The sequence below is a fragment of the Vibrio mytili genome, from assembly GCF_000830505.1.
Classification (GTDB): Bacteria; Pseudomonadota; Gammaproteobacteria; order Enterobacterales; family Vibrionaceae; genus Vibrio; species Vibrio mytili.
The window spans coordinates 149053-165844 of the sequence record NZ_JXOK01000006.1 but is presented as its reverse complement, the minus strand read 5'-3'; the positions used below and the strand labels follow the sequence as shown (position 1 = coordinate 165844).

The 16792-nt window shown below is 43.6% G+C and carries 10 protein-coding genes and 1 pseudogene; 6 read left to right on the top strand and 5 right to left on the bottom strand.

The features are described from left to right. Positions 1 to 207 precede the first annotated feature (207 nt). The 3 genes and pseudogenes from htpG to hemH all read left to right on the top strand — a co-directional run bounded on the left by htpG (position 208) and on the right by hemH (position 4182). Positions 208 to 2112, top strand: a complete 1905-nt coding sequence (htpG, locus tag SU60_RS03145) for a molecular chaperone HtpG (RefSeq protein WP_041154271.1) — start codon at positions 208 to 210, stop codon at positions 2110 to 2112. A gap of 314 nt (positions 2113 to 2426) precedes the next feature. After that, entirely contained in the window at positions 2427 to 3074 is a 648-nt protein-coding gene (gene adk, locus SU60_RS03140) for an adenylate kinase (RefSeq protein WP_041154270.1), read from the top strand. Between the two features lie 131 nt (positions 3075 to 3205). Next, positions 3206 to 4182: pseudogene (gene hemH, locus SU60_RS03135) on the top strand (ferrochelatase). Between the two features lie 81 nt (positions 4183 to 4263). Here hemH and SU60_RS03130 read toward each other — a convergent pair. After that, on the bottom strand, positions 4264 to 5658 hold the full coding sequence (locus SU60_RS03130) for a peptide MFS transporter (RefSeq protein ID WP_041154269.1): 1395 nt from the start codon (positions 5656 to 5658) through the stop codon (positions 4264 to 4266). 331 nt (positions 5659 to 5989) lie between these two features. Here SU60_RS03130 and rfaH point away from each other — a divergent pair, with 331 nt between their 5' ends. Then, entirely contained in the window at positions 5990 to 6490 is a 501-nt protein-coding gene (gene rfaH / locus SU60_RS03125; RefSeq protein ID WP_041154268.1) for a transcription/translation regulatory transformer protein RfaH, read from the top strand. 96 nt (positions 6491 to 6586) lie between these two features. Here rfaH and asnB read toward each other — a convergent pair whose 3' ends face one another. The 4 genes from asnB to nagA all read right to left on the bottom strand — a co-directional run bounded on the left by asnB (position 6587) and on the right by nagA (position 12525). Next, positions 6587 to 8251, bottom strand: a complete 1665-nt coding sequence (asnB, locus tag SU60_RS03120; RefSeq protein WP_041154267.1) for an asparagine synthase B — start codon at positions 8249 to 8251, stop codon at positions 6587 to 6589. Positions 8252 to 8478: 227 nt separating this feature from the next. Continuing rightward, entirely contained in the window at positions 8479 to 10068 is a 1590-nt protein-coding gene (locus SU60_RS03115) for a cation:proton antiporter family protein (protein ID WP_041154266.1), read from the bottom strand. A gap of 103 nt (positions 10069 to 10171) precedes the next feature. Continuing rightward, complete coding sequence (gene nagC / locus SU60_RS03110) at positions 10172 to 11386, bottom strand: DNA-binding transcriptional regulator NagC (protein WP_041154265.1); 1215 nt, start codon at positions 11384 to 11386, stop codon at positions 10172 to 10174. A gap of 2 nt (positions 11387 to 11388) precedes the next feature. Continuing rightward, positions 11389 to 12525 carry an N-acetylglucosamine-6-phosphate deacetylase gene (gene nagA, locus SU60_RS03105; RefSeq protein ID WP_041154264.1) on the bottom strand — a complete coding sequence of 379 codons (1137 nt, stop codon included), beginning with the start codon at positions 12523 to 12525 and terminating at the stop codon, positions 11389 to 11391. A gap of 487 nt (positions 12526 to 13012) precedes the next feature. Between nagA and nagE the strand changes: the two genes are divergently transcribed. Continuing rightward, on the top strand, positions 13013 to 14584 hold the full coding sequence (nagE, locus tag SU60_RS03100) for an N-acetylglucosamine-specific PTS transporter subunit IIBC (protein ID WP_041154263.1): 1572 nt from the start codon (positions 13013 to 13015) through the stop codon (positions 14582 to 14584). Positions 14585 to 14869: 285 nt separating this feature from the next. Further along, positions 14870 to 16540, top strand: a complete 1671-nt coding sequence (gene glnS / locus SU60_RS03095) for a glutamine--tRNA ligase (protein WP_041154262.1) — start codon at positions 14870 to 14872, stop codon at positions 16538 to 16540. Positions 16541 to 16792 lie beyond the last annotated feature (252 nt).

Here is a 16792-nt window from a genome sequence, read left to right as displayed (position 1 = left end):
TCAATGGTTGTGCTTGATTTTAGGAGCTTTTAGAACGTTAGAATAATAAAAATTATCTAAAAAAACACTGTTTTTAGTAATGTTGACCTTGAATTTACAATTGTCAGCCTCATGTTACATGACATATTCGAAAGGCGATTTCAAAAGATAGAGTCGGGGACTTTGTCTGTTGAATGAGTTTGTTAGTTTAGATGTTATGGAGCGAACATGAGCGAAACCGTATCTCAAAATAAAGAAACGCGTGGTTTTCAATCAGAAGTTAAACAGTTACTTCATTTAATGATCCATTCTCTTTATTCCAACAAAGAGATCTTTTTGCGCGAGCTGATATCAAACGCATCAGATGCATCAGACAAATTGCGTTTTCAAGCGTTATCCAACCCTGACCTTTATGAAGGGAACGCTGACCTCGGTGTTAAGCTAGCCTTTGATGAGTCCGCAAATACCTTAACGATTTCTGATAATGGTATTGGTATGAGCCGTGCTGATGTCGTTGAGCATTTAGGTACGATCGCTAAATCAGGTACGGCGGAGTTTTTCTCGAAACTTTCAGAAGATCAGAGCAAAGATTCACAGCTCATCGGACAGTTTGGCGTTGGTTTTTATTCTGCGTTTATTGTCGCAGATGCGGTTACCGTTCGAACTCGCGCTGCAGGGCTACCATCTGAGGAAGCCGTGCAATGGCATTCAGCGGGTGAAGGCGAGTATACGATTGAAAACATCACCAAAGAGTCACGTGGTACCGATATCATTCTTCATATGCGCGAAGAGGGTAAAGAGTTCCTAAACGAATGGCGTCTGCGTGAGGTAATAAGTAAATATTCTGATCACATCGGTATTCCTGTCTCTATTCAGACGGCTGTGCGTGATGAAGAAGGCAAAGAAACAGGCGAGACTAAGTGGGAACAAATCAACAAAGCTCAGGCTCTGTGGACTCGTAGCAAGTCTGATATCTCTGATGAGGAGTATCAAGAGTTCTACAAACATGTGTCTCATGACTTTAGTGAACCATTGGTGTGGAGCCACAACCGCGTTGAAGGTAAAAACGACTACACCAGTCTGCTTTACATCCCATCTAAAGCGCCATGGGATATGATGAATCGTGATCATAAGTCAGGTCTTAAGCTTTACGTTCAACGTGTATTCATCATGGATGATGCTGAACAGTTTATGCCATCGTACCTGCGTTTCGTTCGTGGTTTGATCGACTCCAACGATTTACCTTTAAACGTTTCTCGAGAAATTTTGCAAGACAATAAAGTCACTCAATCATTGCGTAACGCTTGTACGAAGCGTGTACTCACTATGCTTGAGCGCATGTCGAAAAATGACGAAGAAAAATACCAATCATTCTGGAAAGAATTTGGTTTGGTCTTGAAAGAAGGCCCGGCAGAAGACATGAGCAATAAGGAAAAAATTGCGAGCCTGCTACGTTTTGCATCGACTGAGGTCGATTCTGCAGAACAAACCATTGGTCTACAGGCGTATGTCGAGCGTATGAAGGAAGGTCAGGATAAGATCTACTATCTAACAGCAGACAGCTACGCCGCTGCGAAAAACAGCCCTCATTTGGAGCAGTTCAAAGCGAAAGGTATCGAAGTTATCTTAATGTATGATCGCATCGATGAGTGGTTGATGAATTATCTAACTGAGTTCGATGGCAAGCAATTCCAGTCAATCACCAAAGCTGGCTTGGATTTGAGTAAGTTCGAGGACGAGGCGGACAAAGAGAAGCAGAAAGAAACCGAAGAAGAATTTAAGTCTGTTGTTGAACGTACAAAAGGTTACTTGGGAGATCGAGTAAAAGAAGTACGCACGACCTTTAAACTCGCGACGACACCAGCCGTCGTGGTGACGGATGATTTCGAAATGGGCACTCAGATGGCGAAATTACTTGAAGCCGCGGGTCAAGCGGTGCCAGAAGTGAAATACATCTTCGAAATTAACCCAAAACACGAACTGGTTAAACGCATGGCGGATGAAACCGATGAAGAAGCGTTTGGTCGTTGGGTTGAAGTACTTCTTGGTCAAGCGATGCTCGCGGAACGAGGCTCTATGGAAGATCCGTCTCAGTTCCTAGGGGCGATCAATAAGCTTTTGACTAAGGTTTAATCGTCGTTATCTATAAAAAGCTCGCAATCGCGAGCTTTTTGTTTGCTGAAGCAAAAAACTCAATATCAGTATTGAGTTAATGGTCAATAATTGCATTAAAATTCAGTTGTTAGCATTCTTTAGTCTTAATTCACTTTTTGCTCATATAACCTGTGATAGAATCTGCAACTTGAATGTCAGTCATAAGGCGTGTATTTTTGCCGCCTAAACGTTATACCGAAACTTATCGTTGTGAAAACTTCTGAGCAGATAACGCAAAGAAGGTGGCTATTGTGAGCTTCGGTATAAATCTTAAATAGTAAAGAGGATAAATCATGCGCATCATTCTTCTAGGTGCTCCAGGTGCAGGTAAAGGCACACAAGCAAACTTCATCATGGAAAAATACGGTATTCCACAAATCTCTACTGGTGATATGCTTCGTGCTGCTATCAAAGCAGGTACAGAGCTTGGTAAACAAGCAAAAGCTGTTATTGATGCTGGTCAGCTAGTTTCTGATGAGATCATTCTTGGCCTTATCAAAGAACGTATCGCTCAAGATGACTGTGCAAAAGGCTTCCTTCTAGATGGCTTCCCTCGCACTATCCCACAGGCTGATGGTCTAAAAGAGATGGGTGTTGATGTCGATTACGTTATCGAATTCGACGTGGCAGATGATGTCATCGTTGATCGTATGGCAGGTCGTCGTGCTCACCTTCCTTCTGGTCGTACTTACCATGTTGTTTACAATCCACCTAAAGTAGAAGGTAAAGACGACATCACTGGCGAAGACTTAGTGGTTCGTGATGATGATAAAGAAGAGACTGTACGTGCTCGTCTAGGTGTTTACCATGATCAAACTGCACCACTTATCAACTACTATGGTAAAGAAGCTGAAGCGGGTAATACCAAGTACCTGAAATTCGACGGTACCAAACAAGTTGCTGAAGTTAGTGCTGATATCGAGAAGGCATTAGCACAATAGACAATACCTATTATCAAGGTTTTTAATAATTTTGTTATAGTTAAGCGGCCGTAAGGTCGCTTTTTTTATACATTTTTCGTCGAACACATACGTCAAGAAACTAAAAACTATTAGTTAAAAATAGGGGCACTATGCAAAAAATAAAAAAACAAGGTGTGCTACTGGTGAACTTAGGGACACCCGATGAACCAACGGCGCCCGCGGTAAAGCGCTTTCTTAGCCAGTTCCTTCATGATCACCGTGTTGTTGATATGACGCGCTGGTTGTGGTGCCCGATTCTACACGGCGTTATTTTACCGATACGGTCGCCAAAGGTTGCAAAACTCTACCAGTCCGTGTGGATGGAAGAAGGATCGCCTTTGATGGTGTACTCAAACGTCAAGTTAATAAGCTAGCTCAGAAGATTAACTTGCCTGTTGAGCTTGGTATGACTTATGGGAATCCAAGTCTTCAATCGGGAGTTGAAGCGCTTCAGAACCAAGGTGTTGAAGACATTATTGTGCTTCCTCTATACCCACAGTATTCCGGAACCACAACCGCGGCAGTTTTTGATGGCCTCGCTAAAGCATTTAAAACGCTTCCGGTCATACCTGGGATAAGTGTTGTTCGGGACTACTATAATCATCCAATGTTCATCGAAGCGCTTGCTCAGTCTGTTAAACGTTACTGGGAAGAGCACGGCAAAGGGGAATACCTATTATGTTCTTATCATGGTATTCCGCAGCGCTATGCGGATAACGGGGATATCTACCCGCAGCATTGTGAAGAAACGACACGTTTATTAGGCCAAGCACTTGGTTTAAGTGAAGATCAGATTGGCATGACTTATCAGTCCCGTTTTGGTAGAGAGGAGTGGCTTCAACCTTATACAGATAAAACGGTCGAGGCATTACCAAGTAAAGGTGTGAAGAAAATCGACGTGATGACGCCTGCTTTCTCTGTCGACTGTTTGGAAACGCTAGAAGAGATATCGGGCGAAAATAAAGAGATATTTTTACAGTCGGGAGGTGAGCAATTTCACTATATCCCATGTTTGAACGACGATGACTTACACATAGAAATGATGGCGGAACTGGTTCGTAGCAAACAACATAATTTACCGGCCTGATAGCCAGCCCCTCTTGATTATTGGTAATAAAAAAAGGGTCGCACTCAGCGACCCTTTTGTTGTTGTATAGTCATGATTTTGTTATGCAGGTTGAACTTGTTGTTCTGCTGTTTCTGCCACAGGCTCGGCTACCGCGCCACTTTCTGCACCGTGCATCCAACGAACAAGCGTGCCAGAGAATAGCAGTAGAATTGCACCACTAACGGTAGCGGTGACTGCAATACCGCCAAAGATCGCCATTGCACCAAGTTCACCAACATGCGAGCCAATATAACCAGCAACATAGTTTGCGATAGCGTTACAACCAAACCATGCGCCCATCATTAGTGAAGCAAGGCGTAACGGTGCGAGTTTTGTTACCAAAGAAAGGCCAATTGGTGACAAACATAGTTCGCCTAAAGTATGGAAGAAGAAGGCGCCCACTAACCACATCATTGAGGTTTTAACCGCCGTATCGCCACCTTGTTCAACCACAGCACCAACCATGCATAAGAAGCCGATTGCCAAGAAGAACAACGCCAAAGCGAACTTAGCGGGCGAGTTAGGCTCACGTTTGCCCATCTTGACCCAGAATGCAGCTAAGACAGGCGCTAGCGTGATAATGAAGAACGGGTTAAGAGATTGGAACCAAGCTGCTGGCACTTCAAAACTGCCTATCATACGGTCTGTGTATTCTTGGGTGTAAATGTTCATCAAGCCACCTGCTTGCTCAAAACCTGCCCAGAATACGATAGTAAATAGACCCATGACCAAGATCACTTTAAGACGATCCACTTCTTCTTTGGTTAATGGTTGCTTTTTATCTGTTTTGCCGTTTGCCAGTGCGCGTTTCGCTGCTGGCTCTCGGCCAATGTCACCAAGCCAAGATTGAGCAAGAAAGGCTTGCATCACTAAGCTAATAACCATACCTGTCCCGGCAGCGACAAAGCCAGCTTTCCAACCAAATGAGTTGGTGACTGAGCCAGAAATAACGCCTGCAAGCAAAGCACCAATGTTGATGCCCATGTAAAAGATAGTGAAAGCACCGTCGCGGCGATTATCACCTTCTTTATAAAGGTCACCCACCATTGTTGAGATGTTTGGCTTGAACAGGCCATTACCTGCAATCAGCAAACCTAGACCTAGATAGAAAGAGTGCATTGCGCCTATACCTAGTGCATCGGCTGGTAGAGCCAATGTAAATTGACCGATCGCCATTAAGGCGCCACCAAGCAGAATGGAACGGCGCTGCCCCAAATAGTTATCTGCTAGATATCCACCGATAAGCGGTGTGATGTACACAAGGCCGGTATAGATACCATAAAGATCCAACGCGTCTTTGGTCGACCAACCAAGGCCGCCATTCATTGTTTGATCTGTGAGGTAAAGTACCAAAATGGCACGCATTGCATAGTAAGAGAATCGCTCCCAAAGTTCTGTGCCGAACAGTAAGAACAAGCCACGTGGGTGGCCAAAATATTGATGTTGGTTTGACATAAGCTAGTCTTATCATAGTTATTACATTTTTTTGAGACTTACCTATACATTGCAATTTAATGACTGACAAATGATAAAATTTTATAATATTGGCTTTTAATCGATTAAATAACTGATATACGGTGTTTTTGTGGTTGAATGAATGGTTTTATTAATGTTTTGCAAACTAATTTTTCATTTTTACCTGTAGACGAGTGCGAGTGACATTTTAATAGAAAGAATGTTTACTTGGCTGTTTTGTAAGCACTTTTTACATGTCTGGTAAATGTTTATGACGCAACACGAGTGAAATGCTAGGATGCAAACAAAATCATAAGTGGTTAGAAATAGAATGAAACGTTGGTATCTACTTTATTGTAAGCGTGGCGAGCAGGTTAGAGCGAAGCAGCATCTGGAAAACCAAGATGTCGAATGCTTTTATCCAACGATAGAGGTTGAAAAAATCTTGCGTGGTAAGAGGCAAAAAGTCGAAGAACCGCTATTCCCGTCTTACGTATTTGCTCACTTTGACTATGAAAAAGGTCCTAACTTTACTAGCGTTCGCTCAACTCGTGGAGTCGTTGATTTCGTTCGATTCGGTGCTCAGCCGAAAGAAATATCCACAGAATTGATTGACGAGCTGTCCAAACTGGAAATGTGTTGTAGCGACGACCATTCATCTGAACGATTGCCTAAACCCGGTGATGAAATTCGAGTTAAGAGTGGACAGTTTGCTGGTATTGATGCGATTTTCCAAGAACAAGATGGAGAAAAGCGTTCGATAATGCTGGTGCAGATGATAACAAAGCGTGTCCCAGTGAGTATTGACAACAGTGACTTAGACCTGAATTAGTTTAGGTTTACATGCAGAGTAAAAAGGGCTGGTTGATACCAGCCCTTTTTGATTTATTGCCCGAGCTAACAATACGTTAGCTGGCGCTGTGAGCGATCAGTAAGCGTCGTTGTGAACGGTTTGTACTGCTCGGCCTGAAGGGTCAACACAGTTTTTGAATGACTCGTCCCATTCGATTGCTTTTGCTGAAGAGCACGCCACCGATGGGCCACCCGGTACACATTCTGCTGCAGATGGTAGTGGGAACAGCTCCTCAAAAATCTCACGGTACACATAACCTTCTTTTGTGGTTGGTGTATTGTAAGGGAAGCGGAATTGAGCCGTTTCCATCTGTTGATCGGTTACTTTTTCTTCCGCTACGGCTTTTAGTGTATCAATCCAGCTGTAGCCAACGCCGTCAGAGAACTGCTCTTTTTGACGCCATGCGATAGATTCAGGTAAGTAGTGTTCAAAACACTCGCGCAGAATGTGTTTTTCCATTTTGCCGTTGCCACACATTTTGTCGGCTGGGTTGAGGCGCATCGCAACGTCGATGAACTCTTTGTCTAGGAAAGGAACACGACCTTCAACACCCCATGCCGCCAGCGATTTGTTGGCACGTGCACAGTCAAACATGTTCAGAGCTAGAAGCTTACGAACGGTTTCTTCATGGAACTCTTGTGCGTTCGGTGCTTTGTGGAAATATAAGTACCCACCGAAGATTTCATCTGCACCTTCACCTGAAAGCACCATCTTGATACCCATCGCTTTGATTTTACGTCCCATTAAGAACATAGGCGTCGACGCGCGGATTGTGGTTACGTCATAGGTTTCGATGTGGTAAATCACATCACGAATGGCGTCGAGACCTTCTTGAATCGTATAAGTCATCTCGTGGTGAACGGTACCGATTTGATCAGCAACTTCACGTGCCGCTTTTAGATCTGGAGCGCCTTCAAGACCGACAGCAAAAGAGTGTAACTGTGGCCACCAAGCCGCGGATTTCTCATCATCTTCAATACGCATTGCCGCAAAACGTTTTGCTACTGCTGACGTAATGGAGGAATCCAGACCACCCGAGAGCAACACACCGTAAGGCACGTCTGTCATCAGCTGACGTTTTACAGCAGCTTCAAGCGCTTCAGTCAGCTCTTCTTTGCTGGTTGTGTTGCCTTGTACGGCTGCGTATTCGTTCCAGTCACGAACGTAATAACGTTGGGGCTCTGAGTCTTTCGAACTGTAGTAACTACCAGGAGGAAATTCACTAATAGTTTTACATACAGGGACAAGCGCTTTCATTTCAGAAGCCACGTAGTAGTTACCATGCTCATCGTAACCTTGGTAAAGCGGAATAATCCCAATGTGATCACGGCCAACTAAATACTCGTCTTTTTCTTCATCGTATAAAACGAATGCGAAAATACCGTTTAGTTCTTCAAGAAGGTCAGCGCCCATTTCTTGGTAGAGAGCTAGAATAACTTCGCAATCTGAATCCGTTTGGAACTCATATTTTCCTTCATAGCGGGCGCGGATTTCTTTATGGTTGTAGATCTCGCCGTTTACCGCAAGGATAAGTTTTTTGTCTGGGCTGTATAGTGGCTGAGCTCCGCTATTGAGACCGACGATAGCCAAGCGCTCATGAGCTAAGATTGCGCGCTCTGATGAGTAGATACCTGACCAGTCAGGGCCACGGTGCCGAAGTTTTTTCGACATTTCCAATGCGATAGGGCGCAGGGCCGCTGCATCACTTTTTATGTCTAAAATGCCAAATACTGAACACATACAACATCCTTTTTAAACTAAACAATTTCTAATCGGTATAGCTCCAATTTGCCACTATGAATAAAAAAAGCAACGCTTTGTGATTAAAAAAATGATAAAAACCCTTTGAAGGTAAATAATATTTAAATAAGGAGTTGTTTTGGTGAATAAGATCAAGGTTTGGTGCAAAAAATACACAAAAAAGCCTTCCTTTAATGGGAAGGCTTAAAAATGAACGAATCAAAAATTTATTTCATTGGCGTAAATTTCAGCTCTAATTGTTGGCATACATGCCGTGCGAAGCCGCTACCCGCCTCATTGTAGATGTTAAACGCGGCATTCACTCCGTTATCTAATAGACCTTCAAGTTGGTCCGGATACTCTGCAATCGCAGCAATTTGCCCTTGATAGTTTCGTCGCTGAAGTTGTTCCAATGCGGTTTGATTCCCTTGATGATGAGGCATCGCTAACAATACCAACTTTACGTTCGCAGTGTCGAGTATACGCTCCCAGAAGTCCGGGTCGGTGGCATCGCCGGCAATCACATTTCTACCCTCTGTGCGGTGTTGATGTGCTGCGTCTTCGCGAATTTCAACACCAAGCGATATCTTTCCGTAGCGAGCACGTAGTTCATCATACGCACCGGTGCCAATTCTCCCCATACCAAGAATGAGTACTTGAGCATGCCCAGGGTTAATGAGTTGATCGCGCTGATTTAGCTTTTCGGCTGCGGTCTCTTGCAGCCATTTACCCGAATGTTGATAAATTTTATGACTTAAGCGGTTTAACGGCGCAGAAATAATAAATGACAGCGATACCGCCACTGCAATTGCCGCCAACATATCACTCGGCATCCAGCCCATTTTGTACGCGAGGCCGCCAACGATAAGACCGAATTCACTAAAGTTAAATAGTGACAACGAGGCCAGTAAAGAAGTACGAACGCGAAACTTGAAGTGATTTATCGTCAAAAAGTACAGCAACCCTTTTACTGGCAGTAGTAAAATAAACAAGAGTGCTAATCCAATACCGGTAAAGCTCAAAGAGGCCGATAAGCCAATATTGAGGAAAAAGCACACTAAAAAGAGTTCTTTCATATTAAACAAAGATTTGGACAGCTCCGAAGCTTTGCTATGCCCAGCGAGTAACATACCTAAAATCAACGCACCGAGGTCAGGCTTCATTCCGACGAATTCAAATAAGCCAGCTCCAACCACAAGCGCAAAGAAGATGCCAAACAGTACAAGCATTTCACCGTGACCAACTTTGTCCAATAACTTGTAAAACACAGGACGTAAGAAAGGCAGGGTAAACAGACCAATCGCATACCATTCGGGGATTTTGCCAGTAGAGACAGAGAGGAAGATGACCGCAAAGATATCCTGCATCACCAAGATACCTATCGCGAGCGTACCGTAAGTGGCGCTCATTTCCCCTTTTTCTTGCAGTGTTTTGACTGCAAATACGGTACTAGAGAAGGACAGCGCAAATGCAAGAAGAAGAATTTGTCCACTGTCCATACTGGCTAAAGACGTTAGTCCCAAAAGCTTTAACCCGCCAAGAGCGACGGCAAAGAATGCAGTGGAGAGCAGGTTATGCGCAGTTGCACCTCCCCAGATCTCTTTTGATAGTAAGGTTTTTACATCGAGTTTAAGACCGATGGTAAATAACAACAGGGTCACACCGAGATCGGCAAGTGTGATAATCACATCATTACTTTGGTAACCGAATGCATGCAAGCCAAACCCCGCAAGCAAAAAGCCAACTAAAGGTGGAAGACTGCACTTAAGCGCGATGAATCCTGCTAAAAAAGCAGTTGAAATTAAGATGATTTCCATACGGTATGAGAGTTTCCTGATATGCAAAACGGCTGTGTAAACACAGCCCGAAAGTGTAACTCATTTTATTACTGATACCTAAATAAGGTTCAGGGTTAAAGCTTTAGTCTTCAAGCAATTTTTGTAACAAAACACCGTTTAACATCGCGCGCTTGATCATGGCAAATGCGCCCATTGTCGGCTGCTTGTCTATTTCCGAAGCGATAATAGGGAGTTCATTATGGAATGTTTTTAGAGACTGGTTTTCGACATTGCGCTTAATCGCTGGGAATACGATATCTTGTGCGGCTGTAATATCACCCGCAATGACAACTTTTTGTGGATTAAATAGGTTAATTGTAATTGCGATTGCCTTACCTAACTGATTGCCAACACGCACTAAGCTCTGTTTTGCCAGTTCATCACCACTCATTGCGTGAGTGCATATATCGTCAATCGTTATGTTTTCAACATCCGTTAGGCTAGATTCATAACCTTGAGCAATCAGTTGTTTTACGCGTTTTATGATTGCGGGGTTTGCTGCAACGGTTTCTAAACAACCGAAGTTGCCACATTGACATTGTTCACCCAATGGATCAATTTGGATATGACCAATTTCACCAACATTACGGTTAAAACCAAGAAAGACCTGACCATTTACAATGATACCCGCTCCCGTTCCACGATGGACACTGACTAAGATGGAGTCCTGACAATCCTGACTTGCACCGAAGTAATGTTCCGCTAACGCCATACCACGCACATCGTTACCAACAAAACAAGCGGTATGAAATTTTTCACTGATGATTTCACCGAGAGCCAGGTTATCGATATCGGTATTTGGCATGTATTCAACAACACCAGTGGTGGGGTTAACCAAGCCGGGTAGGGTAATACCAATAGCGATCAACTGATCAATTTTGTCTTGGTTCTGATTGACAAAGTCTTTAAGTAATTCAATCAGTCCAGCAATTAAGTCTTTTTGATTACGATAATGCAGCTCATGCTGGTTTTCGGCAAGTGCGTTACCGCCCAAATCGTATAGACAGAATTGAACGTAGTCACGTCCTAACCTAACAGCTATAGAGTGGAAGGGCTTTACTTCAGTGGTCAACGAAATCGCTCGTCGACCACCCGTAGAAGCTTGTTGCGCTACCTCTTTAATAAGGCCGCGCTCTAGGAGTTGGCGGGTTATTTTGGTAACACTCGCGGGGGCGAGCTGGCTAACATCCGCTACCTGAATACGGGAGATAGGCCCTTGCTGGTCGATCAACCTGTATACGGCTGCGCTGTTAAGCTGTTTTACTAAATCTACATTACCAATCTGTCCGCCATTCATGCTTAATTTTGCTCGTATTGTCCGTTAACAACCGTCGCTTTTACATTGAAGTCACGATCGAAAATAGTTAGGTTCGCCACCATTCCTTTTCGAATTCGGCCAAGACGCTCTTCCACACCGATAGCGGTTGCTGGATATAGCGTAGCCATACGTAAAGCTTCTTCTAAAGCGATACCTGCGTGCTCAACTGAATTCTGAACTGCTTCTATCATCGTTAAAGCTGAGCCGCCTAATGTGCCATTTTCATCAACACACTTACCATCACGGTAATATACTTTCTTGCCGACAAAAATAAAGTGATCAATGTTAGCACCTGCTGGAGCTGTGGCATCCGTCACCAAAACAAGCTTCTCGCCTTTAATTTTATGGGCAATTCGTATGTTCGCGTAATCGACGTGAAACCCATCGGCGATGATACCGGTATAAACATCAGGAGTATCGTAGATTGCGCCAACCACGCCAGGCTCTCGTCCTACCATTGGTGTCATGGCGTTAAACAGGTGAGTTGCAAAGGTAATGCCTGCTTCGAAACCTTTACGCGCTTCTGCGTAGGTGGCATTGGTATGGCCAATCGAGACCACAACGCCTGCTGACTTTAAACGAGAAATATGTTCAGGATCATTAAGTTCAGGAGCTAACGTAACTTTTGCTATGATATCTGTGTTGGCACAGATTAGGTCTATCATTTCGTCATCTGAAGGTCGGATAAAATCGACACTGTGGATGCCTTTTTTCGCAACATTGAGATAAGGACCTTCAAGGTGTAGACCAAGTGATTGGTTTTTATACTTATTGTGATATTGTCTTGCGGCCTCTATAGCGGCTTTCATATCTTGATCGGATGAAGTGATCAACGTTGGTAGGAAACTAGTACATCCAGATTTAAGGTTGGCTTCATGCATAATCTGTATTGTTTCTGGCGTAATATCATCATTCAACATGACACCACCACAACCATTAAGTTGAAGATCGATAAACCCAGGACTTAAATTTGCACCGTTGAGGTCTTTTATTTCAATGCCGCTTGGCAGTTGATCAGCAGGAACAATGGATTGAATTAAGTCGTTTTCGATGATAACCGCATGATCGGTAAGAACATCACTACCGGTATAAATTTTACAGTTACTTAGCGCGTACATAGTCAGCCAGTCCTTATAGATGAGAATTCATTCTGTCTGTAATGTTATCGAAGTGGTGGCACTCTTGAACTTCGGTTACTTAGTTTGCAACACTCAATTAGATAACGAATTACACACAGCAAGCCGCGTTTTACTAGTGGCGTATGTTTCAACTCAATGAAAAATAGAAATATTGTTCATTAATTGGTGTTTTTTCTCAGCGAATAGACATTTTATTATCCGCAAATTTACCAACATAACACCGATTCTATCTTGTAAATAGTGAGAGAATCATAACTTTAAAACGCCATTTTTTCGTATGATAAAATAAGTTTTATGATCTCGCTAGCAAAAACCCTCGCTAAGGGGGAAATCTGGTGACTAGGATCACAAACAATTAGCTTTTAATTTGCGGGGCGAAATATATTCCATAAACTAATTATGACTAAATTGAACGACTAAAATAAGTCATTCACTACGACATCTAATCCTATAGGGGGAACTTAAGGTGAATATTCTCGGATACGCGCAGAAGTTAGGTAAAGCATTGATGCTTCCTATCGCGACTTTGCCAATCGCAGGTTTGTTGTTGCGATTAGGACAACCAGATGTCTTTGACATCGCGTTTATGGCACAAGCTGGTAACTCAATCTTTTCAAATCTTCCATTATTGTTTGGCCTAGGTATTGCTATTGGCTTGTCGAAAGACGGTCAAGGTGCTGCTGGTCTTGCAGGTGCAGTTGCTTACTTTGTTTTAACTGCTACCGCATCAACCATTGATTCAACAGTTAATATGTCGTTCTTCGGTGGTATTATTGCTGGTATCATCGCCGGCCATTCTTACAACGCTTTCCATGCGACACGTCTTCCAGAATGGTTGGCGTTCTTCTCTGGTAAACGTCTAGTACCGATTATGGCTGGTCTGTTTGCATTGGTGGCGGGCGCGATTGGCGGTCTCGTATGGCCAACCATTCAGGGTGGCTTAGACGCTTTAGCTCACGGTATCTCTACCTCTGGTGCCATCGGTCAATTCCTCTATGGTACATTAAACCGTGCCCTTATCCCTGTAGGTCTACACCACGTACTTAACTCTTTCTTCTGGTTTGGTATGGGTTCTTGTCAAGAAGTTCTTGTTACTGGCGCAAATGCCGCTGGCCAAGCTCTTCCTACTCTACAACAGCTTTGTGTTGACCCTGCTCTAGCAAAAACTCTGACTGTTGGTCACGTACATACGTTTGAGTTTGCAAATTCTGTTACGCCTGAAATCACAGCGACAGTTAAAGAAGTGACTGAAACCGTTAAATCTGGCGACCTACACCGTTTCTTCGGTGGTGACAAATCTGCTGGTGTCTTCATGAACGGCTTCTTCCCTGTGATGATGTTCGGTCTGCCTGGCGCGGCTCTAGCTATGTACCTAGCTGCTCCTGCGGAAAAACGTAGCCAAGTAGGTGGTGCACTATTCTCAGTTGCATTCTGTTCATTCCTAACTGGTATCACAGAGCCTTTAGAGTTCATGTTTGTCTTCTTAGCGCCGGCTCTATACGCAATTCACGCGGTATTTACTGGCCTATCACTGGTTGTTGCAAACATGCTAGGTACCCTACATGGTTTCACCTTCTCTGCAGGTCTGATTGACTACTTGTTGAACTACGGTCTGGCGACGAAACCACTGCTACTTGGTGCCGTTGGTCTTGGCTTTGGTGCGCTATACTTCTTCACGTTCACCTTTGCGATTCGTACATTCAACCTTAAATCACCTGGCCGTGAAGATGACGATTCTACCTCTTCAGCTCCTGCAGCTGAGGCAAAAGGTGGTGACTTAGCTCGTCAATATCTAAAAGCGCTAGGTGGTCACGACAACCTGACTTCAATTGATGCATGTATCACTCGTTTACGCCTAAGCCTGAAAGATCGTTCTGTTGCGGACGAAGAGGTGTTGAAGAAGCTTGGTGCTAAAGGTGTTGTGAAGCTTGGTGAGAACAACCTTCAAGTTATCCTCGGTCCTCTAGCAGAAATCGTTGCTGGCGAAATGAAAGCCATCGGTGCAAGCGAAGACCTATCGGACGTAAAACTTCCGTAGTGGAATAGAGAACACTTAATGTTTTAGGCCTCCAGATACGGAGGCCTTTTTTGTTTCTACGGTTCTTCATTCATTGCCGCTGTTTTCTTATCCTATTTTTGAGTAATCACTTGCGTAATTTGATGACATTTAGATAAAACTTAATAAATAATCCCGTTTTAACGTGAGTTCTTGTTGTTTATTGGCTCAGAATTGTGGATCATTAAGGGCATTAGGCTCTGTAACACCAAGTTGGGTGACAGAGTTTCATTTTCTCTGACAATACTAATTTTTGAGGTGCTATAGATGAGTGAAGCTGATGCTCGTCCATCAAACTTTATTCGCCAGATCATTGATAAAGATCTCGCGGATGGCAAACACACTAGCGTGCATACTCGATTTCCGCCGGAGCCGAATGGTTACCTGCATATCGGCCATGCTAAGTCTATCTGTTTGAACTTCGGTATTGCTCAGGACTACCAGGGTCAATGTAACTTACGTTTTGACGATACAAACCCAGAAAAAGAAGACGTCGAATACGTTGAGTCTATCAAGAAAGATGTAAACTGGTTGGGCTTTGAGTGGAGTGGTGACGTGTGCTACTCATCAAACTACTTTGATAAGCTTTACGAATATGCAATTGAATTGATTAATAAAGGACTAGCGTACGTCGATGAGCTAAGTCCTGATCAGATTCGTGAGTATCGCGGTACGTTAAAGGCTCCTGGTAAGCCGAGTCCATACCGTGATCGTTCTGTGGAAGAAAACCTCGCGTTATTTGAAAAAATGCGTGCTGGTGAATTTGAAGAAGGTAAGGCCTGTCTTCGTGCCAAGATCGATATGGGTTCGTCATTCATGGTGATGCGCGACCCGGTTCTTTATCGTGTACGTTTTGCTACTCACCACCAGACTGGTGACAAGTGGTGCATCTACCCGATGTACGACTTTACTCACTGCATTTCTGATGCGATTGAAGGGATTACTCACTCAATTTGTACTCTTGAGTTTATGGATAACAGACGTTTGTACGATTGGGTTCTGGATAACATCACCATTGATGCGCGACCTCATCAGTATGAATTCAGCCGTCTAAACCTTGAATATACAGTCATGTCGAAACGCAAGTTGAGTCAGCTTGTCACTGAGAAGTTGGTAAGCGGGTGGGACGATCCTCGTATGCCAACGGTATCAGGCTTACGTCGACGTGGATTTACTCCAGCATCTATTCGAGAATTCTGTAAGCGTATTGGGGTTACAAAACAAGAAAATATGATCGAGTTTAGCTCGTTAGAGTCTTGTATTCGTGACGACCTAAATGAAAATGCACCGCGTGCAATGGCTGTTCTCGATCCCGTCAAAGTGGTGATTGAAAACTTTGACGAAGGTGTCGTGGAAAACTTAACCATTGCAAACCATCCAAACAAGCCCGAAATGGGCACACGTGACGTACCATTTACGCGTGAAGTATGGATTGAGCGTGAAGATTTTCGTGAAGAAGCAAACAAGAAGTACAAGCGTTTAGTTCTAGGTAAAGAAGTCCGATTACGTGGTGCTTATGTAATAAAAGCTGAACGTATTGAGAAAGACGCAGAAGGTAACATCACAACGATTTTCTGTACTTATGACTCGGAAACCTTGGGTAAAAATCCGACTGACGGTCGTAAAGTAAAAGGCGTAATTCACTGGGTATCTGCGGATAAAGCCTTACCAGCAGAAATTCGTCTGTACGATCGTTTGTTCACTGTACCAAATCCAGCAGCAGCAGAAAATTTCGCGGCGACTATTAACCCAGAATCACTGGTGGTGATTAACGGCTTTGTCGAACCAAGCTTAGCCTCTGCTGAAGCGGAAAAAGGTTATCAGTTTGAGCGTACTGGCTATTTCTGTTTGGATTCGAAAGATTCGACGACTGATAAGCTAGTGTTCAACAGAACAGTAGGCTTACGTGACACTTGGGCAAAGATTGAAGCTCAGTAATCGTAATGAAAATAAAAATGCCAGTCATCGACTGGCATTTTTATATCTATCGTGTAGCTGTCATACCGATTCAAATAAGCTTTTTATAACCGAAAAGACAATATAGCTAGGGAGCATTTTAACCAGTTAGAATGTCCCGGTATTTACGATGATTGGTATAAACATCAGCATGTGTAAATCTGTCAGATTGGACGCAAGTGGATTTACTAATAAATGGGCATGTGAGGTATTTAACCGATAAAATAAAAGCGC